General features: G+C 40.1%; 21 protein-coding genes and 1 pseudogene. 7 read left to right on the forward strand and 15 right to left on the reverse strand.

Annotated features, from left to right (window positions below; genetic code table 11):
* Positions 1-10 precede the first annotated feature (10 nt).
* The 5 genes from NST31_RS08280 to NST31_RS08300 all read right to left on the reverse strand — a co-directional run bounded on the left by NST31_RS08280 (position 11) and on the right by NST31_RS08300 (position 6,583).
* Complete coding sequence (locus tag NST31_RS08280) at positions 11-769, reverse strand: aspartate/glutamate racemase family protein (RefSeq protein ID WP_339164965.1); 759 nt, start codon at positions 767-769, stop codon at positions 11-13.
* On the reverse strand, positions 770-2,044 hold the full coding sequence (locus NST31_RS08285) for a cytosine permease (protein ID WP_339164967.1): 1,275 nt from the start codon (positions 2,042-2,044) through the stop codon (positions 770-772).
* Between the two features lie 160 nt (positions 2,045-2,204).
* Positions 2,205-3,980: a hydantoinase B/oxoprolinase family protein gene (locus tag NST31_RS08290; RefSeq protein WP_339164969.1), complete on the reverse strand. Its 1,776-nt coding sequence runs from the start codon at positions 3,978-3,980 to the stop codon at positions 2,205-2,207.
* The gene (locus tag NST31_RS08295; RefSeq protein WP_339164970.1) at positions 3,973-6,015 is read right to left on the reverse strand and encodes a hydantoinase/oxoprolinase family protein; all 2,043 of its coding nucleotides are present in this window, start codon (positions 6,013-6,015) and stop codon (positions 3,973-3,975) included. The genes NST31_RS08290 and NST31_RS08295 overlap by 8 nt, the downstream gene beginning before the upstream one ends.
* A gap of 25 nt (positions 6,016-6,040) precedes the next feature.
* On the reverse strand, positions 6,041-6,583 hold the full coding sequence (locus tag NST31_RS08300; protein WP_339164972.1) for an XRE family transcriptional regulator: 543 nt from the start codon (positions 6,581-6,583) through the stop codon (positions 6,041-6,043).
* Positions 6,584-7,183: 600 nt separating this feature from the next.
* On the opposite strand from NST31_RS08300, the gene uvsE reads away from it, so the two are divergent.
* Positions 7,184-8,149 (forward strand): UV DNA damage repair endonuclease UvsE, encoded by a 966-nt coding sequence (gene uvsE / locus NST31_RS08305; RefSeq protein ID WP_339164973.1) that lies wholly within the window; start codon positions 7,184-7,186, stop codon positions 8,147-8,149.
* Between the two features lie 325 nt (positions 8,150-8,474).
* Here uvsE and NST31_RS08310 read toward each other — a convergent pair whose 3' ends face one another.
* Positions 8,475-8,858 (reverse strand): RidA family protein, encoded by a 384-nt coding sequence (locus tag NST31_RS08310; protein ID WP_339164974.1) that lies wholly within the window; start codon positions 8,856-8,858, stop codon positions 8,475-8,477.
* A gap of 104 nt (positions 8,859-8,962) precedes the next feature.
* Here NST31_RS08310 and NST31_RS08315 point away from each other — a divergent pair, with 104 nt between their 5' ends.
* The 4 genes and pseudogenes from NST31_RS08315 to NST31_RS08330 all read left to right on the forward strand — a co-directional run.
* Entirely contained in the window at positions 8,963-9,298 is a 336-nt protein-coding gene (locus NST31_RS08315; RefSeq protein ID WP_339164975.1) for a helix-turn-helix domain-containing protein, read from the forward strand.
* A gap of 758 nt (positions 9,299-10,056) precedes the next feature.
* Positions 10,057-10,389 carry a DUF4870 domain-containing protein gene (locus NST31_RS08320; protein ID WP_339164976.1) on the forward strand — a complete coding sequence of 111 codons (333 nt, stop codon included), beginning with the start codon at positions 10,057-10,059 and terminating at the stop codon, positions 10,387-10,389.
* Between the two features lie 27 nt (positions 10,390-10,416).
* On the forward strand, positions 10,417-11,166 hold the full coding sequence (locus NST31_RS08325) for a MerR family transcriptional regulator (protein WP_339164978.1): 750 nt from the start codon (positions 10,417-10,419) through the stop codon (positions 11,164-11,166).
* A gap of 788 nt (positions 11,167-11,954) precedes the next feature.
* Positions 11,955-12,038, forward strand: a pseudogene (locus tag NST31_RS08330) (TetR/AcrR family transcriptional regulator); the annotation flags it as partial.
* 536 nt (positions 12,039-12,574) lie between these two features.
* Here the strand turns inward: NST31_RS08330 and NST31_RS08335 are convergent.
* From NST31_RS08335 to NST31_RS08365, 7 genes are all read right to left on the reverse strand, one after another.
* Positions 12,575-13,831, reverse strand: coding sequence for a dicarboxylate/amino acid:cation symporter (locus NST31_RS08335; RefSeq protein WP_339164979.1), 1,257 nt, complete (start codon positions 13,829-13,831; stop codon positions 12,575-12,577).
* Positions 13,832-14,236: 405 nt separating this feature from the next.
* On the reverse strand, positions 14,237-15,256 hold the full coding sequence (locus NST31_RS08340; protein WP_339164980.1) for a D-cysteine desulfhydrase: 1,020 nt from the start codon (positions 15,254-15,256) through the stop codon (positions 14,237-14,239).
* Between the two features lie 141 nt (positions 15,257-15,397).
* Positions 15,398-16,237 (reverse strand): diaminopimelate epimerase, encoded by an 840-nt coding sequence (gene dapF, locus NST31_RS08345; protein WP_339164982.1) that lies wholly within the window; start codon positions 16,235-16,237, stop codon positions 15,398-15,400.
* Between the two features lie 398 nt (positions 16,238-16,635).
* Positions 16,636-16,803: a helix-turn-helix domain-containing protein gene (locus tag NST31_RS08350; protein ID WP_339164983.1), complete on the reverse strand. Its 168-nt coding sequence runs from the start codon at positions 16,801-16,803 to the stop codon at positions 16,636-16,638.
* Between the two features lie 86 nt (positions 16,804-16,889).
* Entirely contained in the window at positions 16,890-18,215 is a 1,326-nt protein-coding gene (locus NST31_RS08355) for a citrate:proton symporter (RefSeq protein ID WP_339164984.1), read from the reverse strand.
* Positions 18,216-18,328: 113 nt separating this feature from the next.
* Positions 18,329-19,081 (reverse strand): response regulator, encoded by a 753-nt coding sequence (locus NST31_RS08360; RefSeq protein ID WP_339164985.1) that lies wholly within the window; start codon positions 19,079-19,081, stop codon positions 18,329-18,331.
* A gap of 11 nt (positions 19,082-19,092) precedes the next feature.
* Positions 19,093-20,709: a sensor histidine kinase gene (locus tag NST31_RS08365; RefSeq protein ID WP_339164986.1), complete on the reverse strand. Its 1,617-nt coding sequence runs from the start codon at positions 20,707-20,709 to the stop codon at positions 19,093-19,095.
* A 758-nt stretch (positions 20,710-21,467) separates the two neighbouring features.
* On the opposite strand from NST31_RS08365, the gene NST31_RS08370 reads away from it, so the two are divergent.
* Positions 21,468-22,703: a Zn-dependent hydrolase gene (locus tag NST31_RS08370; protein ID WP_339164987.1), complete on the forward strand. Its 1,236-nt coding sequence runs from the start codon at positions 21,468-21,470 to the stop codon at positions 22,701-22,703.
* An 83-nt stretch (positions 22,704-22,786) separates the two neighbouring features.
* On the opposite strand, the gene NST31_RS08375 is transcribed toward NST31_RS08370, so the two are convergent.
* Together NST31_RS08375 and NST31_RS08380 are read right to left on the reverse strand one after the other, a co-directional pair.
* Positions 22,787-23,188, reverse strand: a complete 402-nt coding sequence (locus NST31_RS08375; RefSeq protein WP_339164988.1) for a hypothetical protein — start codon at positions 23,186-23,188, stop codon at positions 22,787-22,789.
* Between the two features lie 18 nt (positions 23,189-23,206).
* A complete protein-coding gene (locus NST31_RS08380; RefSeq protein WP_339164989.1) occupies positions 23,207-23,731 on the reverse strand; it encodes a hypothetical protein in 525 nt (174 codons plus the stop codon).
* Between the two features lie 469 nt (positions 23,732-24,200).
* Between NST31_RS08380 and NST31_RS08385 the strand changes: the two genes are divergently transcribed.
* Positions 24,201-25,583: an NAD(P)-dependent oxidoreductase gene (locus NST31_RS08385; protein WP_339164990.1), complete on the forward strand. Its 1,383-nt coding sequence runs from the start codon at positions 24,201-24,203 to the stop codon at positions 25,581-25,583.
* The last annotated feature ends 10 nt before the right edge of the window (positions 25,584-25,593 follow it).

The raw sequence follows: 25,593 nt of genomic DNA on the forward strand, positions 1-25,593 counted from the left end.
ATTGTTGTCTTTAATTTCTATCAAATATTCCAAAACAACGCGCCTCTTCTAGTGGAGGACTTTCGTATCCGTTGACTTTGCTATGGCCCCATCCCAATGTTTTATTGATCTCAACGAGAAATTCAGCGTATTTTAACGCGGCAATACTTGCATCCAGCACCGGCACACCCAACTCTTTTTGCAGCTCTTCATAAAATCCAAGCTCCGCTGTGCAGCCTAAAATAATCACATCCGCATGGTGATTCTCTATCGCGTCTTGGGCGGCATGGCGAATTTTCCACATGGTTACTTCATGATCTTTTTGAAAATCTAAAACTCCGAGCCCAACAGACTTGAATGTTGAAAAACGCCTTTCCATTCCATACTCAAATATATTTCTTTTGATTTCCGGGATTGTTTTTTCCCGCCCCACAATAATCGCTATATTTTCTCCAAGCGATTGGGCGATAGTAAAAGAAGCTTCAGCGGGTGCGGTAACAATCATATTGTCGGCAATTTCCCTGCAAGCTCTTAGGGCGGGGTCATAAAAGCATCCAATAATAACGCCGTCAAACTGATTGTCTTGTGCTTCTTTCACTGTTTTAATCAAATCGGGTATAACCATTGCCTCATAACAACTGTACTCAACATGTTTCGGACCTTTTTTTTCACCTAAAGATGTTACATGAATGTCGATATGATCATATTTAATTTTTTCAAAATGCTCTTTAAACGCGTGTAAATAACTATTATCATATACGGGATCTATATATAAGATTTTCTTTTGCATTTATGCTTCTCCTTTTTTCTTTGAAGTAATAACGTGATACAACCAGTAAAAGGCTCCCCCTGCAATTAAGCCATTGATTGCTTCAATAAAATAAGGGAAAAAGTATGCGAATACGCTTCCAAATATCCAAGAAACAATCCCGGGCCAGTATACAAGATCTTTTCGAACGAGTTTTCCTTTTGCCACTAAGAAATAATCACTCATAATAACCCCGGCAACGGGTGAAACAAAGATAGACAATAACATAATAAAGTTGATAAAGTGATCAATAATGCCAAACATCGCTAATGCTGTTCCGAGAACCGCCGAGATAAAAGTCCACCAAAACCTGCTCCAGCCAAATATTTTCTCCAATGCCAACCCGGAGCTATACGCTGCTGTAATATTGGTTGTCCATTGTAAAATAATGACTAAAAATAATGCCACGACCGGAAGGCCCAAAGCATGCAACACTTCGGCAACATTCCATGGTTGATCAACGCCCAGTGTAGACGCTGTCAAAGCCATAATGACACCGACAATAACTAGAAGGAGTTCGGGTGATAAGCCGATAAATCCAGAAAGCGCTATTCCTGAAGGCTTTTTATGTGTCCATCTAGCATAATCGGGTAAAAATGTAGTCCCAATAATCATGCCGCCAACAGATAAGTTAATTCCCCATAAGATGGATTTTGCCGTTTCCGGTTCATATGCAAACAAACCATCCATTCCGCCGCCTATATGAATCGCTTTATACAGACCAAATCCAACGATAAATAAGATGATGGGAATACTAATAAAATCTAACCAAGCCATACTAGTGATTCCGTACATTGCCGGAATTGCAAATAAAATCCCCAAAAATATCATGATCCAAGGCGTTAAGGCTTCGGGACTTCCTAATCCAAGGGATAACGCATCCGCGGCTATTGATACTTGAATCCCATACCATCCTATACTTGGGATGATCGTCACAACAAGGGCGGTTGTTAGCTTGGAACCAAAAGCACCAAATGCCCCTTCACCAATGTTGTATGTGTTTAAGCCTTCTCTCGCCCCGATGATTCCCATCGGCAAAAAGAACACAAGTGTCAAAACACAATAGGATGTGATATTGGAAACAATCGCTTGACTGAGTGATAGACCGGTAATATAGCTTCCCGCAGTAGTAAAAGAGGACAGTGATGCTGTCAATCCAAAGTAAATCGCAGCCACATGAAGCCAATGCTTTCTTTTATTCAACGGGATCGGTCTATTTGCATAATAATCTTCTAATTTTCTTTGTTCAGCGGCCATTATGTTCCCCCATTCATATAAGCAAAGGATAAAGTGGAAAGGATGATTCAAATAGCAATCAGACCTTGATCGCAATGACAGCGTCCTGATATCCGCTTGTATTTGGCAGAATAATCGTTTTGTATAGAAAAAAACGCAGCTCTGTCGACTTCTGTCTCTCCTATTCTGCTTTACTCATATTCTTAAGAAATTGCTTTCTTTTCTCCGTTTCCCGGATAAATCGGCAAGTTTGCCTGTCCATCACTACACCAAACTTCTCTTCCGCATCCTCTACAGAAAAGTAACCATTCTTAACATCTCTGATTACTTGATTGACAGGCCGCAAATAAGGATTTCCATAACCGCCGCCCGTTCCAGTCACAAGCTTCAATACATCCCCCTCACGTAAAGGATATCTGGCATACATTCCATACGGTCCATCAGAAGTGCCATCGCTTTTCAGGATATAAAATCGGTTTGTCGATCCTTCTTCACCACCGTTAACTCCCCATGGCGCATACAGATGTCTGCCATAAGTGACAGTAGCCTTGGCCTGGTCAGACAAAATCCGGTAAGAGCGGATAGTGCCTGCCCCGCCGATGAATTGTCCTGCTCCTTTGCCATCACAGTTCAAACGATATTCATCAATCATGACCCCGTACCTGGCTTCTGCGATTTCTGCGGGAATATTATAGGTTTCTCCGTCTCCGATACAAAATTGTCCTCGTTGACCGTCATGCTTCTCACCCGCTCCCCATCCTCCAACCGAAGGCTCAACCAATAAATAAGGCTCTCCGAAATCCGGATGATTTCCCGACAAGGTCACCGAACATACTGATAGAAAATGTCCTGCTGTCAGGCGGCCGGGAAGAATGGAGGCGAGTGCTTGCCACACTAAATCTGCTCCAGAAGAACCACTTTCCCAATAATTGGATACAGGCGCGGGTCTTTCCGCCGAAAAAATCGATGCCCGGTCTGTAATGACTTTCAAGGGACGAAATACGCCGTCGTTGACATCTTGAGATGGATTCGTGATCGCTAAAAAAATCGTTCGAATATCCGTAACAAGCGTTGTATAGGAGCCATTGATCGGCCCCGGAACTTGTGGGTGACTCCCTCTAAAATCACAAATAAACTCATCATCCGTGATGGTCACTTTTACCTGAATGGGAAAAGGACCGTTGCCCAACCCATCCCCATCTATAAAATTTCGAGCTTCATATGTTCCATTGGGGAGCTTTGCGATTTCTTTCAAAGCCATCTGTTCCCCTTGGTATAACAGAAGATCAATCGATGCCTCGACGGTATCTTTTCCGTAGCGCTCACATAGTTCATTAAAGCGTTTCCCGCCAATTTTCAAGGCGGCAATCTGCGCCCACATATCACCAACAGACAATTCAGGGAATCTGACATTGCTTTTAATCAATTCAACAAGAGCATCGTTCATCTTCCCTTCCTCACAGAGCTTAATACACGGAAACTGGAGCCCTTCTTGATAAATATCTGTTGAATCATTGGTAAAAGATCCCGGATCTTTTCCCCCGACCTCTGTCCAGTGGGCTTTGTTGGCGGAAAAACCCAATAATTGCTCCTTGTAAAATACAGGCATAACCAACCCAACATCGGATAAATGTGTTCCTCCCCCGCCATATGGGTCATTAATGATAAAAATATCTCCCGGTTTAATCTCGTTTGTACTGCCATATTTGTTGATGACATCTTTGACCATATAACTCAATGTTCCGATAAATCCAGCAACCCCGTTGCCCTGTGTGAGCAACTGCCCCTGTCTATCGGTCAAGCCGCAAGCAAAATCAAGGACCTCATAAATAATGGGGCTCATGGAGGTTCTTGCCAATGTGTAAAACATTTCTTCGCCAATGGACAACAGTGATTCCCTGACAATCTCCAATGTGAATGGATCATGTTCTTTCATGAGCGTTTGGATATTATTCATCTGAACCTACTCCTGTTTTGATGATTAAATTGCCGTATTTATCTGCATGTAGATTTTGTCCTTTATAGATCACAGTTACCGCGGCTTTTTCTTCGATGACTGCCGGCCCTTCAATCTGCTTTCCCGTAGGCAGTTTGCTTCGGGCATATACGTTTGTTTGAACCCATCCTTCTTGTTCATAATAAACAGGTCTGATTTCGATTAGTGCGTCCTTGAGATGATCTCTGTTTTCAATCACTTCTAAAGAAGGTTTATCTGTTCTTCCCAATGCCACCAAATGAATGTTCACAATCTCTGTTTCCTGTCCTGGCAATTGAAAGGTGTAATTTTTTTCGTGAAGATGATGAAAGGCCTCAATCATTTCCCCAATCGTTTCTTTTGTCCACCTTCCGTTTGGAACAGGCACCTTTACCGTATGTTCTTGACCGATATAACGAATATCCATAAATCGGGAAAAAACGACCGATTTTTCCGGCATCCCTTCTTCCCGAAGCTTTTCCAATGCCGACTTTTCCATTGTGATCCATTTTTCATTTAGGTCGTCAACACGCAACTCCTCGGTTCTTTGAATATACGTTTGAATATAATCGTTTCTCAGATCCGTCATCAACATTCCCCACGCAGAAAAAACGGGAGAGGCAAAAGGAATGATTACCTTCCTTACACCCAATTCTTTGGCAAGAGCGGCAGCATGCATGGACCCGCCCCCACCAAAAGCCACAATGGAAAAATTGCGCGGATCATGGCCTTTACGGATTGAGATGAGCTTTAAAGCCGTAAGCATGTTGGAGTTGGCGATTCGAATAATGCCCAAGGCTGCTTCTTCCGGACTTATATGGAACGCTTTTGCGATCTTTTCCTGTAATGCGGCCTCCACCTTTTTCATGTCAACGGAATAGTCGAAATGATTGGGCGATAACCTTCCGGTATAAAGATTCGCATCCGTAGTAGTGGGTTCTGTTCCGCCCCTGTTATACGCCACTGGTCCAGGCGAAGCACCCGCCGATTGCGGCCCGACCTTTAAGGATCCTCCTTCATCTATCCAAGCTATTGATCCCCCGCCATTGCCGATTTCAACAATATCAACAACTGGCACCTTTACCGGATATCCGGCATTTCTGCTATCTCTTTCAATGTAATAATCAGTAGAGACTTTCATTTCTCCATTCTCGATCAGGGAACATTTAGCGGTTGTCCCGCCAATATCAAACGCGATCATATTTTTTTCACCGATCAACTCCCCCAAGATAGCAGCCCCATAAACACCAGCCACTGGCCCCGATTCCAGCATATTGATGGATTGTTTTTTGGCTTCGGCAAAAGTAGTCGTTCCACCATTGGATTGCATAATATAGTTTTTATCAGGCGACCGCTCAGTTATCTCCTCTTGGAGATTGTCAATATAGGTGGATGCAATTGGTTGAACATAGGCATTTAACACTGTCGTGCTTGTTCTCTCATATTCTCTCCATTCCTTTGTCAATTCGTGGGACACGCTCACGAACACTTCCGGCCAAAGCTTCATGACCTCTTCTCTGGCTAAAATTTCATGTTGTGGATTGATATAAGAATGCAAAAAGACAATGCCGATCGCTTCCACTCCTTCGGACTTAAACTCCTCAACAATCTCTTTCAGTTCATGTGTATGAAGCGGTTGCATGACTTCTCCTTTATAATTGATCCGTTCATTTACCTCTTTTCTTAAAAGCCGTTCCACAAAAGGAGTCGGCTTTTTATATCGAATATTAAAGAGATCCGGCCTGTTCCCGCGAGCAATCTCCAGTACATCCCTAAACCCTTTTGTCGTGATGAGTCCGGTTTTCACACCTTTTCTTTCCGTAATGGCATTGATGACAACGGTAGACCCATGAATAAATTGATCAATTGTTTCGACATGATTTTTTTCGATTACATTCATAACTCCTCTTTCAAAATGTGGAGGAGTCGTAGGGCTTTTATCAACCCGCAGCTTTCCAGAATCATCAATATATGCCAGATCTGTGAATGTGCCTCCAATATCTGTTGCCACTCTCATGTCATCCCACTCCCCTAACTTGTTGTTAAAAAATCACTGGTGTCAAAACACTGATAATAACCGTTTCTTCATTAAGCGGGTTCTTCCACATATGCTTCAGTTCTGAAGGAAAGTGAATAGACTCCCCTTCCTTTAAATAAAACTCTTCCTGTTCAACCACAAAAATGATGGCCCCTTTTAATACATAGTGAAACTCCTCGCCTGGATGTCCAAAGGTAAATGTATCAACTTGCAACGGCTTCACCAATACTTTAAACGCTTCCATTTTTCTGTCATTAAAATGGCCGCTTAACATCGTAAATGTAGAATCTGATCTCGTGGTTTGAAATGGCTTTTGATCCTCCTGCTTATTGATATACTTAATCGCTATATCCTTTTGAAAAAAATCTGCCATTTCAATCTGCAACGCATCGGCTATCTTCTTTAAAGAAGTGATTGCCAATGAGGAAGTGCCTCTTTCAACCTGGGATAAAAAACCCACTGATAACTCTGTAGCTTCACTTAACTCCTTTAGCGTCATTCCTTTAGCTTTCCTAAACTCTCTAATCTTCCGCGAAACACTTTCCATAATTTTAGTATCACCTGAACTTTTATAGTATATATTAAATTATTAATATAATATCATAATTATTAAAATACACAATACTTTTTTTATGTGGACTGCTTCCGCAATTCTTAACACTTTATTATGTATCAGTATGGAATGATGACGAAAAAACAGTGAACGGGGGTATTGGAGCCAGCTGTCATTGGCAAAACAAAAGGAGATGGCGGGAAGATGTGAGAGAATTTGGCATGATCGAAAGCAAAAGCGAGGAAGAAAGAGGTGTCCGAAAAAGGTGTATCTGTAAAAGATAGAAGGAATAGCATAATATAATTGAAGAGAAAGGCGCCCAAAGGCCGAAAGCTCGGACACCTTCCTTTTTCAGTACGATCAACCGGGATGGCGACCGCTTGCTCTAGAGGATCGTGTTAGGAGTGAGCCGGATCGTAAAGTCTGAAAAGCGGTGAGTATTGTATTTCTTGCTCGTATTTTTCAAATCCGGATAATCGTATCCGCAGAAATAGCTAGCATTGGCGAAAAAAATAGCCAGGTTAACATGAAGTCTCATCATTTTTTACATGAGTGCCGGCTATCATGTCCATACTAAACATTGAGGTGGGCAATATGACTCTTGTACGTCTCGGCTATGTCGCCATGAGTATGGAACTTCAAAATGCTTCCCCATCAAAAACAATGACATTTTCACAATTTCAAAAAATAAAGGACCGGGAAGCTGCCATTCGTAAGCTGGAACGGATTGCGCTTAACAATCTGGAAAATACACTGCGGCTTTTTAAGCATAATCTGATAAATGAGATACATTTTTATCGAATGACTTCGCGGCTTATTCCACTTGCCACACATGAGGAATTATTGGATTGGGATTACCTTGCGCCATTGTTGGGGATGTTGCGTGAAGTAGGAGCTTTTGCCAAAAAACACCAGATGAGAGTCGATTTTCATCCGGATCATTTTGTATTGATTAATTCTCCCAAGCAAGAGGTGCTGAAAAACTCCGTACAAAATTTAAAGCTTCATTATTTATTGTTGAAAGGGATGGGCCTCGATCAAACCCATCGTTGTGTCATGCATGTAGGCGGCAATTATAAGGAGACCGTCCAGTCGTTGGAACGATTCGTAGACAATTGGATGTTGCTGCCGCCTGCGATCCAACGGATGATCATGCTTGAAAATGACGATACATCGTTCACCCTGGATGACACCTTGTATCTTTGTGAAAAGCTTGGCATCCCCTTGGTGTTTGACTATCATCATCACCTCGCCCATCACAAGGACCCCCATTGGGAAGAGCGCTGGGACCGGGTCACACAAACTTGGAAAGATTCTCCCTTTCCAATTAAAATGCATATTTCCAGCCCCAAAAACGAAAAAACCTTTCGCCATCACGCAGATTATGTAGATGCCGACATGTTTTTCGCATTTTTACATGAAATAAAGGGATCCGTCCCGCAAATTGACTGTATGATCGAAGCAAAGATGAAAGATCAGGCCCTCTTTACATTGATGGAAGACTGCAAGAAGCGGGAGGATGTCGAAATTGTGGATGGGTCATCTTTCTTTTTACGTTAATGATTTTTGCTATACATGAAAATGTGCATGCTAACCATCCTCCCACAATTTTACAATCTGCCCAATCAGTTCTCCAGATCGAAAAATAACTTCACTTACTTCACGAGCTGCCTGATTGATCTCTTCTTTGGCAACATAGTAACAGACCCGATTGGGCGGACGGTCAGTCAGTTGTAAGATTGATCATACACAGCAGGAAATTTTTAAAATCGAATTAAACCTTTTTAAAAAAATAAAAAAACCCCGAATAGATTAACTTTTTCTAAGATTGTTTACAATCCGGGGTTCGGTCAATCAAGTTGATTCCCCTATTTTCATTTTCCCCTTAGTCCGTGTGTGCGACGGCGCTGATTTCGATCAGTTGCTCCGGGAATGCCAAGTAATTCACGCCGATGAGGCTGCCGGCCGGCCGATGTTGTCCCATGTATTCCTTTAACAGCCGGATGACTGGTTCAGTATGCTCTTGCGCATTTGTTAAATAGATCTCGATGTAAGCGAGATTGGACTTTGTGACATCAAACCCCTGCAGTACGCGATCGAGATTTTCAAATGTCTGTCGAGTTTGAGCTTCTATATCGCCCTCGCCAATGAACGCACCCTCCATATCATGGGAAAATTGCCCCGAAATGTAGATATTGCCGTTGACACTGTAACCTTGGGTAATACCGTGATCCCAAAGACCGTGATCATAGATTTGAACATGAGTCATTTTTTGTCTCCTTTACTTCAATGTAATGTCAGTATAAAATGAACGCAAACAAAAGAATAGTACGCACTTTTTTGATAGGTACTTCCAGAAAGGATAGTGTAAATATGAGTATGGCTGATTATAAAGAGAAGGGTAATAGTAAAGAGACACCTTTTGGTTATACAATATCGGTGATTGGTGGTAAATGGAAAATGATTATTATTTATCTCCTGGCCGAAAACAAAACGGTTCGCTTTAATGATTTGAAAAGAAAAATAGGAGCGATTACTTTTAAAACATTGAGCTCACAACTTAAAGAATTGGAAGCAGATGGGATTGTTAGAAGAAAAGAGTATCCACAAATTCCTCCTAAAGTTGAGTACAGTCTCACACAAAAAGCAGAAACGCTATTACCTGTTTTGGAGCAGTTATGTGAGTGGGGAGAAAAAAACTGCAAATAAAAATGCGGAAGTTTTTTACGAGAGCAATGAGAAAACGGTGGTTTTTATTCTTTGCTCATGGCAGAGGCATGGCGGAATATAACTCATTGACATGATCAAACTGTTTAGTAGGCGTTTACTTCCATCTCCTACTGAATATTAGTTGAACGAAATTTAGGTGCCGTTTTCTCCCACTTAGACCTTTTGGATCAACTCAAGTCTTGAAGTAGTGTATATGGCACCTTACATGCGGGATAAAAATCCCATCCTTTACTCAAAATACAATGATTTCATTTTGAATAAACTTTTCAAAATGGATACTTTTCATTTGCAGTAACATCGGGCTTCATTCGATATTTTTAATAAAACTTTATTTAAAACCAGCAGCACGATCGACATTTCGTTCTCTTCCGGCACCCGCCATTTATTTCTATATTGGGCCTGTCACACCAACTATACCGTTGCACGAATCGACACGAAATGACAGCTTTCTACCAAGAGCGGGGAACGATAAAGCTTTTAAGAATCTTACTTTCAGACATGTTTTCTAAGGAAAGGGCACTTTTTACTGTATCGCCGATTTTAAAACAAGTGCAGGAAAAGCGCCAACTGTCCATAAGCGACATTCATTTTTGTGAAATATTTCACATAGAAGGACTGAAAAGCTCCCCTTTTATCTGGTTAACTTTTCCAATACAAGTACTACAATTTTTACTTGAACCTCTAGTCACGTCACCTTATATGATGAATCCAGTCACTACAAATTGGAGGAATCACTTATGGAAAAAGAGAGACTGTCATATAGGGTATGGGCTAGTTTCATGCACTTGTTTTCACTGTTGCTTACTTTCATTTTACCTATTGTCGTATACTTGCTATCAAAGGGGAGAAATGATTATTTTACCCGGCATGCAAAAGAGGGGATGAATCTCCACTTTACATTCTTTCCCATTTTTTTGACGTTGACTTTTATGTCTCAAAAGTTTAGCGTGGCTTCCACCTTGTCCATAGCACTGCTTATTCTCGAAACAATCTTGATTATTATAGCAACGGTTTGTACGCTAATCGGGAAAAAGTTTTCTTATCCTGTCATTAAGTACTTTAAAGTCTAAAACTGCAAGAAAGGAGGGAGAAAATCGTTGGAAAAGAATATGTTTACGATTGGCGAGTTTGCACAAAAATCCGGAGTCAGTATTAGAACTCTCCGCTATTATGACAACATCGGCCTATTAAAACCGAGTGGTTATTCGGAAGGAGGACATCGATTATACTCACATGACGATTCCACCATCCTGCAACAGATAAAAGCCTTGCAATTCCTTGGTTTTCCCTTAAAAGATATTAAAGGTATGCTGCAAAATAACACTGTTGAAGGTGATCTATTATTAAAAGCTTTAAACGAGCAAAAGCAGTTATTTGAAGCAAAAAAACTTGAAATTGAAAATATCCTATCTGATTTACACCATATGATAGAAGTGGTTGAAAATGAAGAATCCGTCCATATTGAAGCTTTTTGTGCCATGCTTCAAAAATTAATGTTTGATGAAGATACAGAAAAGTGGTTTAAAGATCATTTTTCCAAAGATGTGGCTGACAAATTATTCAATATCCAAACATCAGAAGAAATTACCCTAGATAAAAGATGGATGAACATGTTATCTTCCATTAAACAATTATCGGCTAATGAGACAACGCCATCTTCAAAAGAAGCACAAGAAACCATCGCAGCCCTGTTGCAATTGATCGATGACACAATGAAGGGAAATCTCGAAATCATCGAAGAAAAGTTACCGTCCATAGAACCATTGGCCTTCCCAAACCCCTTAACAGAAAGAGAACAGCTATTTTTAAAGCAAGCCTGGGACATTTATCAGACGCATCACCAATGAGATCGAAAAAATATCTAGTCGGATAAAAACAACCACGTGACGGCGCCCTCTTTATGGTAAACAGGTCTTTCAACCCTTGTAAAAAGACAACAGATGGGCTTTTCAACATAGAGCACTTGAAGTTGAGCCCGTCCGAGAGTGAGTTGCCCGTCAAAGAGGCGATAACATACCTAGAAGCCGGACGTGGCGGACCTAGCCTATTTATTTTCTCCTGAATCCACCCAGTTTTTCAGGCATTTCACCTTATGAGCGAGGATCCGCCTTCTATGCGCGGGTATTCACCTCTTACACGCGGGTATTCACCTCTTATGCGCGGGTATCCTCCTCTTATACGCGGGTATCCACCTCTTATGCGCGGGTATCCTCCTCTTATGCGCTGGTATTCACCTTCTATGCACGGGTATTTCACCTTCTAATTTCTAGCTCTCTAACATCCCTTTGAATAACTGATGCAGGATATTTTGGAAATAAAGGTATGCTGGGCAAGGCGTATCCACAGCAAACCTTGCACCTACACACGATGGATCCCAAAGGAGGACACATTGGTTTTATGAGCGTGTCCGTGGAAAATATTTAAATGAGCAGGCATACCTTACTTTTAAAAAATAACACTGGCTCTTACGCAATGACCTCCTATAGATTTTCTACAATCTACTTTTATTACCGACATATCCGTTTCGCGAGCACATTTTTCAAAAAAGTTGTTGACATGCAAATCACTCGATATATAATATCTGATATAGAACAAATGATATTCATTAAATGTTTGATTAGAGGTGAGTGAACAGGTGGCGCCAAAAACAAAGTTTACGAAAGAACAGATCATAGATGCGGCGTTTGAAATTGCAAGGACGGAAGGAATCGATTCAATTACTATCTGTTTTTAAAGTCTTTTTGCCAGGCCAATGCCATTTCAGCTTCATTTTCACTTGCTACTTGAAAAACATATTCTTCTTTGTTTCATTCAATGATCAGGTCCGTGCTCATCACCTTTGAAAATCCAAAAACTTTCCTCATGGTTTCTTTCCTTATCGGTATACTCCCTGCAAACCCAACTACTTTTAAATCTGCCTTTTTGGGGGTCAATCATATAAACGTAGTTCAAATAAAAGGAAATGGTAAAATTCCCATTATACAAGTATTTATTGAAACTATCATAGAGTATCTTCCAGGCTATAAATCCGCATGAAACATTAAAAGGTCTGAGCCCGGTAGAATACCGAGTTCAGACTTTGGAGGTTGCTTAAGAAAATATGATGCCTACCTTTTTGGAGTCACTTCAAAATGTAGTGTTTCTTTTTTCCTGCTTTTCATGGTTGAAAGTGTATATTTATTATCATTCACTCACATAAGATTTTGCATTGGCTGAAGCTTTATCAGCCTTTATTTTATTATCTTTTTTTCTTCCTCATACGGTTAAACTATGCTGTTGTGGTTCTTCAACGTTTACTTGGTCCATCCAATCTTTTCCTTCTAATTGTCTTGAAACGAGCATACTTGCGACTGTATCCCCAGTAGCATTGACCATTGTCGCTGGCGGATCTACGACGACACCGATGGCTGAAATAATTGGCAATGCTTGGATTGGCAAGCCATAGAGAGTAACAATAACCATTTCTCCAATAAAGCCTCCGCCAGGAATCCCACTCATGACAACACCGGACAATAAGGCTATACCAATAGCTGTTAGAAACGTATCTATTCCGCTATAGTCCATGTTGAACACACCAAAAACAAAAGCAATTTTAAGTATTGCTGAAAGACAGGATCCATCCATATGAATGGTTGCTCCAAGAGGTAATACGGTTTCCCGGATATCTTTCGGAACGCCTATGTTTTTAGCGGCTTGTAAGTTTACAGGTAATGTGGCAAAACTGCTTCCAGTTCCCAATGCCGTTGCTGCTGGTGTAAGGATATTTTTCCAAAAACGGGTAACCCCCTTTTTTCCTCCTGCAATAAATGCATAAAGTGTAAATCCAATAGCAAAGTAAAGAATGGCAACCGGATAATAAAGGAGGAATGCTTGAGCGTAATCGCCAATCAACTCCGCGCCCATATCTCCTATCAGCGTAGCGAAATAAGCTCCTAAACCGATGGGTGCATAATACATAATGAGTTGAATGACCTTCATAAATATTTCAGATCCACTTTCAAGAAATCTGGCAAACGGTTTGCCAACTTCACCGGTTAACCCTGTTGCGATTCCAATAAGAACAGAAAACACAATGAGAGCCAGCATGTGTTGACGGGAAAACAAGTTAACAAAATCCGGAACTGTGAAAGTGTTTACAAGTTGTTCTGAAAGTGTAACCGTTTCTACGTTTTCCGGAGTTTCCAAAGGGATATCCACACCAGATCCCATCGGAAAAATGACCGTTGCAGCAAGCATCGTTACCGACGCAATAATACCAGTAACGACGAAAATGGTTATCATCCATCCCATGATTTTACCAAGCCGGCGCATGCTATCCATGTTGGCTACAGCCGATGAAATGGAAAAGAAAACAAGTGGAACAACGACCATGAAAAGTAGATTGATAAACAAGTCTCCAAGTGGCCGAATGACACCAGCCTTTTCACCAAAAATCAGTCCGATAATGGAGCCGATAATAATTGCAGAAAGAAGAATTAATGGAAAACGATAGGCTTTTAATTTTTTTCCCAAAGTCGTTACCCCCTATGTTTGTTAGCTTCTATTCCATTCGAATTAATATTTATCCCGCATGCAAGGTGCCATATACACCACTTCAAAATCTTGAGTGAATACAAAAGGTCTAAGTGGAAGATAACGGCACATAAATGCCCGATTTGTTCAACTAACATTCTGTAGGAGCCCTACTGAATGAAGTTTCACTTTATTCCAGTGGTAATATCCCTTCTCTTTTCTGCCACCCTTGTCAATTTTACATGTTTGCTTTAGCCATTTAATCGTTATATCTCCACTTAATCGAACATATATAATATTCTGAATCCAACAAAACTGCACCAGCCCTCATATGTTTAGCCGTTCTTTCAACACTTTTTATCATTTAATCCACAATCCAAATACATTTTCTCTCCGCTGTATACGTCAACCCTGCAAAACAAATAAATCTTCATTGAATAATGTATGGTTTGCGTATAGGGAAGGAGAACCGCCTGTATGTATAAACAGTACATTTTCACCCTTCTTGAAAGTTTCATTTCGGACCAATTCAATCAGTCCTGCCATTACTTTCCCAGTGTAAACGGGATCTAATAGGATTCCTTCTGTACGTGCCAGCATTTGTACTGCTTCAATCATGCCTTCAGTTGGAATCGTGTAACCTCCGCCAACAAACTGATCGTTGCATTGCACCCTTTCGATGGGAAGGTCACATGAAACATTTAGAAACTTGGCTGTCTCCTGAACTAGTTGATAGATTTTAGGGATCTGTAATTCATTTGATCTGGAAACATTGATCCCTGTTACCTTAATGGGGGCATTGTTTCCATGTAACCCAACAATTAATCCTGCTTGTGTTCCACCGCTTCCACTTGCCACAACAATATGGTCAATCGTGAGCCCTTGTTCAAATGATTGTTGGAGGATTTCCTGTGAACAAGCAACATAACCTACAGTACCCAACTCATTTGATCCACCGACAGGAATGACGTAGGGAGTTCTTCCTGAAGCAATCAGTTTCTCACTTACTGCCTGCATCTCGTCATTCAAATCTGAACCATTTTTTACGACTATCATCTCTTCTGCTCCAAGCAATTTATATAGGAGGTTATTTCCATTCGCATTTGGGTCATATGTTGTTGCAACCCCTTCTTCTAATACAAGCTGGCATTTTAATCCCTCTTTCACTGCTGCAGCCAATGTTAGACGGCAATGGTTCGATTGAAGCGCACCACATGTTACAATCGTGTCTGCTCCCTTTGCAATTGCATCCGCCATTAAAAACTCTAATTTTCTTGTTTTATTACCGCCTCCGGTCAGTCCCAACAAATCATCTCTTTTAATGAAAATATTAGGCCCATTTAATAAATGAGTAAGCCGATTTAACTTTTCAATGGGTGTTTGTACTCGCGTATAACATCTTCTCGGTATTTTTGATAATAACATTCAAATATCCCCACCTTTTTTGACGGCCGTATTGTTTCGTCAATTCTATTACAAACAACCGCCGATCTCTACATCACCCTGTTTATGAATCTTAGATGTCCCGTGTAAATACATATCTTAACCATCCTCTCCCTTTCCACTTTATACGCTGACTGATGCTTCTGACAGAAGTTCTCCCTCAGCAACAAGAACCGCATTTCCCTTCAAAAATATATCTTGAACATAGTCTTCTGTGATTCGAAAGGTAATCGTCAAAATGCCTCCCTTGGTATGAACTTTCACAGGAGAAGATACATTGCTCAACAAACCTGAAATAATGGCCGAAGCGGTCGCACCAGAACCACAGGCCAATGTCTCATCTTCCACTCCACGTTCATACGTTCTAATCTTGATTTGATTTTCACCACATATTTCAATTAAGTTTACATTCGTTCCACTTTTACAGATGGCTGGATTGTATCTGATTGCCCTGGCCCACTGAATAAAATATTGATCCTGTTTTAGATCAATATTCCTTTCAACAAATACTGTATGTGGTACGCCTACCCAAGCAAAATGATAGAAAACGCTTTCATCCGAAGGAAAAGGTTGATGGAGATCGAAACCCTGAATCGGTATGGGCGGAAATTTAATATGGACATTCTCATTAAGTATTCTTCCTTCGTAAATACCATTCAACGTTTCAAAAGTCATGATATCCCCGCCTATTCCCATTAAATAGGCATATTTCACGATACAGCGTGCTCCGTTTCCGCACATCTCCCCTTCACTGCCGTCTGAGTTGAAATATCTCATTTTAAAATCTGCTGAGGTAGATTTTTCCAATAACATGAGGCCATCCGCACCAATATGGAACCTCCTGGTGCAAACGGACTTGACAAAATGAGAAAGCTCAAAACTTTTCATTACAGATTCCCGATTATCAATCACAATAAAATCATTGCCGCAACCATGCATTTTTTTAAACGGTACTTTTCTCAAGCCTGAATCACTCCTCTTATGATGATTTCACTCACTTCATTAAGTTCCCTCCCATATTTCAAGTTGTAGGTCGTGTCGTTTACAATAACCTGTTGACTCTATGTGAAGAACAGCTATAAAAGCACTAGCAAGTTTCATGCCTACGCAACACTTTTCTTAAAACAAATGAAAAAACCACATTTTAAAGTCTTTACAGAAAGATTCAACTTTATCTAATATTATAAATTTTATATATGAATAATGCAAAAACTGCCGAATATTCAGCAGTTTACTTTTGATAGATTATTTTTGCCAGTATAGATTGCAAAGTTTGTAAAGGCTTATCCAATAATATAGAAAGGTGGCATTGGTTTCACAGCAACAGTAACTCTCATGTTGTTTTGTTTCTTTCATCATATTCAAGTATCCTTCAGTTCTTCCGTCCACCTGCAAGCCTCTTTAATATCCATATCAAGATATTCATAGACTGTTGTCCTGGACAGATTACATTTTCTCGCGATGGCAGCGACTTTAAAACCCTGTCTTTTCAATTTGATGGACTCTTTGGTCAAGTAATTCACATACAAAAAAATCCCTCCCATAAGAAGGAGGAATTCTCGTTTTTTCCTCAGGTAGCAGGAAATCTCCTGGAAAGGAAAACCGTTCCGCTGCTTCAAATGACACCAATAATTAGAGCGATCATGACTAAGATGATGCTTAGTCCCCACATCCAGAATAGGGAATAGCGCAGGTGTTTTCCCATTTCCAATCCTGCCAATCCGAGTGCCAGCCAAACTGCCGGCGCCAATGGGCTGACAAAAGTACCAACTATGTTTCCAATAATCATTGCATACGCTGTAGATAAAGAGGATACGCCAACACTTGCAGCAATTTGATCAACAACAGGAAACAATGCGAAGTAATAGGCATCTGTACTTAATACTAAATCGAACGGTACACCTAATACCCCAATGATTATATGCAAATAAGGGATAACGGTTTCAGGCAGTACCTTTACAACATCATTTGCAATTGCATCTAACATCCCTGCTCCATTCAATATTCCTAAGAACAGTCCTGCAGCCAAAATGATCGAGGCCATAGTAAGTGCATTGGGTGCATGGGCACGCAATCTCTCCATCTGATCATTAACCTTTCTAAAGTTAATGGGCAATGCGATACTTACACCAATCATGAAAGCTAAACCTGCCGGGATAATCCCTGCAACGAGTACTCCAATAACGGCTAATGCTAAAAGCGAGTTTACCCAAATTAATTTAGGGCGATTTAAAGAATCATCTCTTGTAGAATGGGCAGCCTCGTGATGATCTTCTACCGAAGCATCCAGTGCTGCTGCCATTTCCAATGCTCCATAGTTCGCAATAATTCTTCTCTTTTCTCTTATTCCTAGAAAAACCGCTAAGACAATCATCAATATTAATCCAATCATTTGTATTGGAATCAGGGGTCTCCATAATTCTGTTACATCCATCTTCAAGACAGAAGCCGTTCTTCCTAATGGCCCCGCCCAAGGAAGCATATTCATAATGCTTGCGCTCCCTCCAACTAGCAGAAGAAGCAAATATGGATTCATTTTCAATCGTTTATACAGCGGCAAAAGTGCCGGAATTGTTATTAAAAAGGTAGAAGCACCCGATCCATCCAATTGTGCAATCGCTGCAATTAAAACGGTTCCAACACTCACTGTAATTACATTTCCGCGTGAAATAACGACCATTTTATTAATGAGCGGGTCAAAGAGTCCTACATCTTGCAAAATTCCAAAGAAAATAATCGCAAAGATAAACATTATGGCAACATTCATAACAGACCCGACACCACTTTCAAAAAAGCCGCCAATTTTTCCCATACTAAACCCCGCAGCCAACGCGCCGAGAATAGGGGGTATAACCATAGCAACAATTGGGGTGACTCTTCCACTGATTAGTAAAGCGACAATGACTAAAATCGTAATAAGACCGATTAAACTAAGACTCAATTGATATTCCCCTTTCCGTAGTTCACTAACTTCCTTTATCTGGATGCGTTTTCATTTGGTGCTATTTTTTTGTTAGTAAAAAATTATCACGGAATAAGGAAAGGGTAAATGTTCTACTCATAAAACAAATAATTATCATTTTGGTAATTTTGTTCATAAGCTTCACAACGAGTGTATTGACGTTCTGGCCTGCCGACAGTTCCGTAGTTGAGCTTTGTTTTTACCTTTTTTATAGAAACTAAATATTCCAAGTAACGGCGTGCTGTCGAACGGCTTATTCCTAATAATTTGCTCAATTCTACAGCTGTTACTCCCACTCCCACAGCCATCTTATCGTTTAATAATTGATTAATTTTGCCTAAAGTAATCGAATCTATGCCTTTTGGAAGCTGCCGATCTGGACTATGTGAATCCAATAAACGGCGAAAACCCGTCAGATAGTCAATATCTGCTTGTTCAAGCTCTTTTTTAGACTGCATATAATTTCTATATTTTTTGTACTTATATAAAGTTTGTGCAAATCGGGCATCGTCCACAGGCTTCACGATAAAATCAAAAATTCCACCGCGCAATGTTTCTTGTATAGCCGATGTATCTTTTTCGGCACTTACGACTACCATATCTACCTCTTGATATTCATGGCGAATTTGCCAAAATAGCTCAAAACCCTCAACATCTGGAATATATAGATCCAGCAATAGCAAATCGGGCATGTTTTGACAGTTTTCAAGATATTGCAATGCCTCGTTTCCACTTTTTACAACCTTTTGAACATCAAACCCTGCTACTTTTTCAACATATTGACGATTAATTTCCGCCACTCTAAAATCATCCTCAATAATGAGTACCGAATATGTTTTCTTCATCCTTCTCTCCTCTAATCTTTTGGTATGATGATGACGAAACAGGCCCCTCCAAGTTCGCCTTCTTCCAAAACAATGGCACCGCCGGCTTCATTCAGCGCGAATTTAGTGAGAGCCAAGCCTGTTCCTCGATTGAAACCTTTCTTGGTTGAATATCCTTGCTGAAAAATCCGGGACATATTTTCTTGCGGTACACCAATGCCAGCGTCTTCAATTTCAAAAATACAATCGTCTCCTATATCAGTAAAAAAGATGGAAACCTTACGCTCACTTTCACCTTTAGTTTTTACCGCATCAAATGCATTTTCAATTACATTACCCAGTGCGGTTAGTATGGCATCCTGCTTTTTCTCAGAAAACTCGTATTCCAGGTGGCTATCTGGATGAATCGTCATCATAATACCCAGTTCATTTGCTTGATTAAATTTCCCTTGCAATAATGCATGTATTAATGGATCAGAAACCTTTTCTTTCAAAAGGTTCAATCTATTCAGTTGCATATTGCTTTCTTTCTTTATAAAATCAATTGCGTCTATCTTTCTATCGTTCTGTATCAATCCCAGAATGATATGAAGTTTGTTAAAGTATTCATGTGTCAGGGCGCGCTGCGTATTAGCATATTGCTTGATTCGTACTAACTCCGCCGTCATTTTTTCCAATTCCGTTTTTTTACGGAAAGTATAAACAACTCCGGTAAAAACATTTTCGCTGTATATCGGAGTTTGATTAACAAGGGCGATATTTTTCCCGAGAACCATTTCCCTGTCATAGTAACGATCCTTTTGTTTAAATAAAGCACTTTTATATAATGAGGGGGTAATCTCTTTGATTGATGTCCCCAGATAATTTATTTCTTTCTGCTTCTTTTTGGAAAAAAGAATGTCTTTTGCCGCCAAATTCATGGCTGTAATCATCCCTTGGTTGTCCACAGCGATGATCCCTTCATGTGTCGACTGTAAAATTGCTTCGTTTTGTAAATATAAATGGGATATTTCCTCCGGCTCCATATGATGCAATAAGCTTTTAATATAATAGGAAATCAAACTAGCTCCTAAAATACCTAAAAGCATAATATTACCAAGTGTAAACCACAATGTTTGGCTTTGATTTTTGATCATTTTTTGGACACTATCGTTAAGAAAACCAACCGACACGATTCCAATAATTTTTCCTTCTGAATAGATGGGTACCTTCCCGCGAATAGATAGACCAAGTGATCCGTTTTTTTTCGATACATAAGATTCCCCGTGAAACAATGCTCTATCATTATCCCCGCCCACCATTTTTTTCCCGAGTTTGCTAGTATCGGGATGCGAGTATCTAATTCCTTCTGTATTCCCGACAACGATGAACTCAGCACCCGATTCCTTTTGTATTGGCGAAACGATTTCTTGAATCGCTAATGAAGGATCTTCCAATTGTAGTGCTTCTTTGATTTCAGGGATATTTGCTACACTATGGGCTAAACCAATGGCTCGTTCTCCTATTTGATCCTCTATCACATTTATAATAAATTTATGAAGAAATATCGAAAAAATAATGCAAATTCCAATGATCAACAAACTGATTAATATGATCATTTTTATTTTCAAGCTATACTTCACCTTTGGAATTCTGCGTTTTCGATGCATATGACAAATCCCCTAAAAATATTTTTAAAGTTTATTATAACATTTGTTTAAAGAACCAGGCGATTTCAGAGTTATTTGAGGAGGATAAAGCAGCGTTCCTTCTTTTGCCGGCAAAAGAGTATGAATGCGTCAAATATGAAACTTTAAAAGCCGATAAGTATGGCTATGTGAAGGTGGATCTTAACCTGTACTCAACTTCACCAAGGTACGCTCTTAACAAGGTCCTGGTCAAGATTTCTTATAACAAGGTTGACGTTTTAAATGATGAAAATCAGGTGATAGTCAATCATTCCCGACTTTATGGCCAATATAGAAAATCAATGAAATGGCAGCCCTACCTCAACTTAATGGCCAAACGGCCTACGGCACTTAAATAGGGCTTACTGAACAACTTATATCCTAAGCAAAAATTACCTTTCGGAAGTTAAGAGAGGAAAACAACCGGTGGATGAGCCGACGAAAAAACGGCAAAAAGGGATCCCGGAGGATCTTTTCAAGGTTCATGATGAGTATTTCAATGGATTCATGCCCGCCAGTTCAGTTTGACCAGATGAGGATGAAGTGAAATGTCAATACATGAAAAAGTGGGAACCACTTCGGTATCCTTTCATCTTTCCACACGATTTTCCGAATGCCTTTTTTAAATTGGAAAAAGAGATGGGAATTGAAAATATTTTGTGCAATAATGAAATGAATATTGATATTTCATATTATTAATAATATTTAAACAAAAAATATTTTACTGGGAGGCTGCAATTATGAACAAACAAAAAATGAAAATCAATGGGGAAAGACTAAAAAACGCTTTGGAAAAGTTTGCTGATTTTGGCCGTACAAAAAATAATGGAGTAACACGGCTGGCATTAACTGAAGAGGATCGGCTGGCAAGAGATTACCTTCGCTCTTGTTTTGAAGAGCTTGGCTTAACTGTAAAGGTTGATGATATAGGAAATATGTATGGTACTCTTGAAGGTATTGAAAACAAACCGCCAATTGTCATTGGCTCCCATATGGATACAGTAAAAAAAGGCGGACGCTTTGATGGGATTTTAGGCGTAGTGGCAGGATTAGAGGTTGTTAGCACATTAGTAGACAATAACATAAAGCCGAATATTCCGATTACTGTGATGAATGTGACGAATGAGGAAGGTGCCAGATTTGAGCCATCCTTGATGTCATCAGGGGTTCTCTCAGGAAAGTTCAATAAGGAAGCCATGTTTAAGAGTACGGATACGGACGGTATTACATTTGGAGAGGCTCTCGGCTCCATAGGATATGCAGGGTCTGAAGAAAACAGGTTAAAAGAAGCGACCGCATTTTTAGAATTGCATATTGAACAAGGCCCGATTTTGGAAAGAGAGCAGCTTTCAATCGGTGTTATTGATTGTGTCCTGGGTATGGTTTGCTATGATATTGAAGTAAGGGGAGAATCTAACCATGCCGGAACAACTCCGATGGGGATGAGACAGGATGCTCTTTTCGCAGCAAATAATGTCATTTCGGAAATTCGGAATAAACTCGGCGATATTGATGATCAGCTCGTTTATACGATGGGAAGAGTGAATGTAGCTCCTAATATTCATACGGTGATCCCCAATCAAGTTGTTTTTTCACTGGAGGCAAGACATACCGATAGAGAGGTAATCAACAAGGTTGAACAGGTCATTCATCAGCTTCCTAAGTCAGAGGGCGTTTTACAGGAAGGCTGCGAGGCAAGGGTCAATAAACTATGGGAAAGAGACACAGTATGGTTCGATAAAGAGTTATGCCGCTTATTCGAACAATCGGCCAGGGAACTGGGATATTCTTATAAAAGAATGGTAAGCGGGGCTGGTCATGATGCCCAGTTTTTACAAAGCTACATTCCATCTGCGATGGTTTTTGTGCCGAGTATTAATGGCAAAAGCCACGTTGAATCCGAGCTGACGAAGTGGGAAGATTGTGAAAAAGGTGCAAATGTTCTTTTGGAAACGGTTTTGTCAATGATTTCATAGTCGGCGACACGGAGCCTTGGAGTATAAACTTTTTACTGCACTTCTAAAGCTTTTGCCCAAAATCCAGAAGTGCAGGTCATTTTTTAATTAATAGAATTGTTTTTTTCTTTATTGTATTGGTCCATTCCTTTTTTAAAAAATTCCAAAACCAGGTCGTGTTGGGTTTTGCCTAAAACATGCTTTCTAATCTCATTAAGTTCGGAAACGAGGTCGGCATCAAGGTGCAAGTTAATTGTTTTTCCTCTTTCCTTTGGTTTAATTTCAATTCCATCCCCTTTTTCTTTTGCCTGTCCTTCAATCAGCATTTTATTTGAAAACCAGGTTTTCTTCGGAATCCAAATAAACTTTCCTTCAATATGAAATTCTGATAAATCTTTTTCGAAATTGATCTCAACTGAATTCGATATTTCTCGGTTGGCATACCTGATTTTCCGGCCAATCTGTTGATTTTCCAGCGTGTTTTTCATTTTTATTTTTACCCTCAACCTTGAATCTCTCCTCTCCTATTCAATTTTTTTCATATATTCCTCGCTGATCATGGTAAATTTCTCTAAAGAACCTTCTTTTTGAACCATGTAAAGAAACTTTGCTTGCTTTAGCTCCCAATCTATTACTATTCCTATAAAAGATTCGCCGTCAGGTATGGTGATTTGCACCCGATCCAACACTTCATATTTCGGGGAAAGATACCCCTTTTCATATAAAAAGTGATACACATCAATGACTGGATATAAAAAGCGCTTTTTTCCCTGTTTCCGTTCCAGGGCCCAAAACTTGTCTTTTTCTTCCACAATCTCGCCTAAATATCCTTCGTCTGCCCATCTTTTTATCGTAGACATATTTATCTTTTTTCCTGTATGTTTAAAAATGAAATCAACGATTTCACTCGAAGAAATGTAATTTCTTCTTTTTTTCTCCTGTTCGATAAGTATGTCCAATTCCTTCCTCAAATCGGACAAAGTATTTTTATATTCGATCATTTTTTTTTCAATCGAGTTTATTTCATTTTCTAATTCTTTTCTTTTCAAGCTAGTCACTGCTCCCTTGACATGACAATGATCCCTATTAAATAAAGAATTTGCTGTATACTTTGCATTGCTATTTTATTACAGAAAAGAAAAAACTTTCATTTTTTTAAAAGTATAACTCCATTCAACAAAAAGTAAAAACATAAAGAATTACATTTCATTATAAAATATTAAAAGTATGCAATCAATGATATTGACAAGTGATTATTGATTCAATAATATTAATATAAATAATATTTGCTCAATTCAAATATCCGGCGGTGACCTTAAAGAAAAAGGATCGGTTTTACGATTACTCAATTGGATGTGAAATGGATAGACGATTTCAAACCGAAATACACCGAAAAAGATCATTCGTTCGCCGATTTGGAATGAGAAGCTGGACGCGGCATAGCTTCCAGATTTCATTACTGTACTGAATGTGGAACGGTTGTATTGAATCACACAAACAAGTTGGGAGGGCGCGAAGATGAATTTTAATCGTATAAAAACACAAGCAATTTCACTGACGGATTTGGCTCAAAATTTTAAGGAAATAGAGCCGGACTTAACAGAAAAAGAGGCGATTGATGAAGCAAACAGATGCCTTTATTGCTATGATGCTCCTTGTATTCAGGCTTGTCCGACAGGTATTGATATTCCGTCGTTCATAAAAAAGATTGCATCAGGAAATTTAAGGGGATCGGCCCGGGTGATTATGGAGTCAAACCCGGTCGGGGCAAGTTGTTCACGGGTTTGTCCCGTTGAGGAGTTGTGCGAAGGGGCCTGTGTTGTAAATGAACTGTCCCTGCCGATTATGATTGGGAATTTGCAAAGGCATGCGACAAACTGGGCAATCAAAAATAAAGCGGAGCTATTTGAAGCAGGTAAAGATAACGGAAAAACTGTCGCAGTGATCGGTGGAGGACCGGCAGGTTTGTCGGCTGCCCGGGAATTGGCCCGCCTCGGTTTCAGGGTAACCGTTTTTGAAGCAAAAGATAAAGCAGGCGGATTGGACACGTATGGAATTGTTTCATTCAGATTGCCGCAAGAGGTCTCTCTTTGGGAAGTTGAGCAGGTGGAAAAGCTTGGGGTAGAGATCCGAACGAATACGATGGTTGGCCGTGACATTTCAGCCGAAGAAATTGTAAGCGGTTACGACGCGGTCGTTCTGGCAATTGGCATGTCCGCGGTTCCAATGCTGGGCATCGAAGGTGAAGATGCGGTTGGAATGCTGGATGCGATTGAATTTGTGGAGTCGACAAAAACACCTCCATTAGATGAATCATTCATCGGAAAAAAAGTAGCGGTTATTGGTGCCGGAAACACGGCTATTGACGCAGCAACATGTTCAGTACGCCTCGGTGCCAGCGATGTAAAAATTCTCTACCGCCGGACAGAGGCCGAAATGACTGCTTATGAATTTGAATATGAATTTGCAAAGCTTGATAAAGTTGAATTTAGATGGCTAACACAGCCAGTGAGAGTGATGAAAGACAATGAAGGAAAAGTAAATGCACTTGATTGTATAAAAATGGAGCTGGGTGAACCGGATGAAGATGGACGCCGCCGCCCGACACCGGTTGAAGGAACAGAATTCACGATGGAAGTCGATGTGGTTATCAAGGCAATAGGACAATCACGTTATATTCAATTAATTGAACAACTCGGGCTTGAACACAACAACGGAACCGTAAAAGTAAACCCTGAGACGCTGCAAACATCCAATCCAAACATATTTGCTGCAGGTGACGTTATTTTTGGGGATAACCAAGGGGAAGCGATGGTTGTTGCTGCGGCGCAGCAAGGCAAGGAAACAGCCTATTCCATTTACAAGCAGCTAATCGGAGACAAAGAAACGGTAAGTGCGTGATTTTACTATT

This window comes from Siminovitchia sp. FSL W7-1587 (assembly GCF_037963795.1).
Classification (GTDB): Bacteria; Bacillota; Bacilli; order Bacillales; family Bacillaceae_C; genus Siminovitchia; species Siminovitchia thermophila.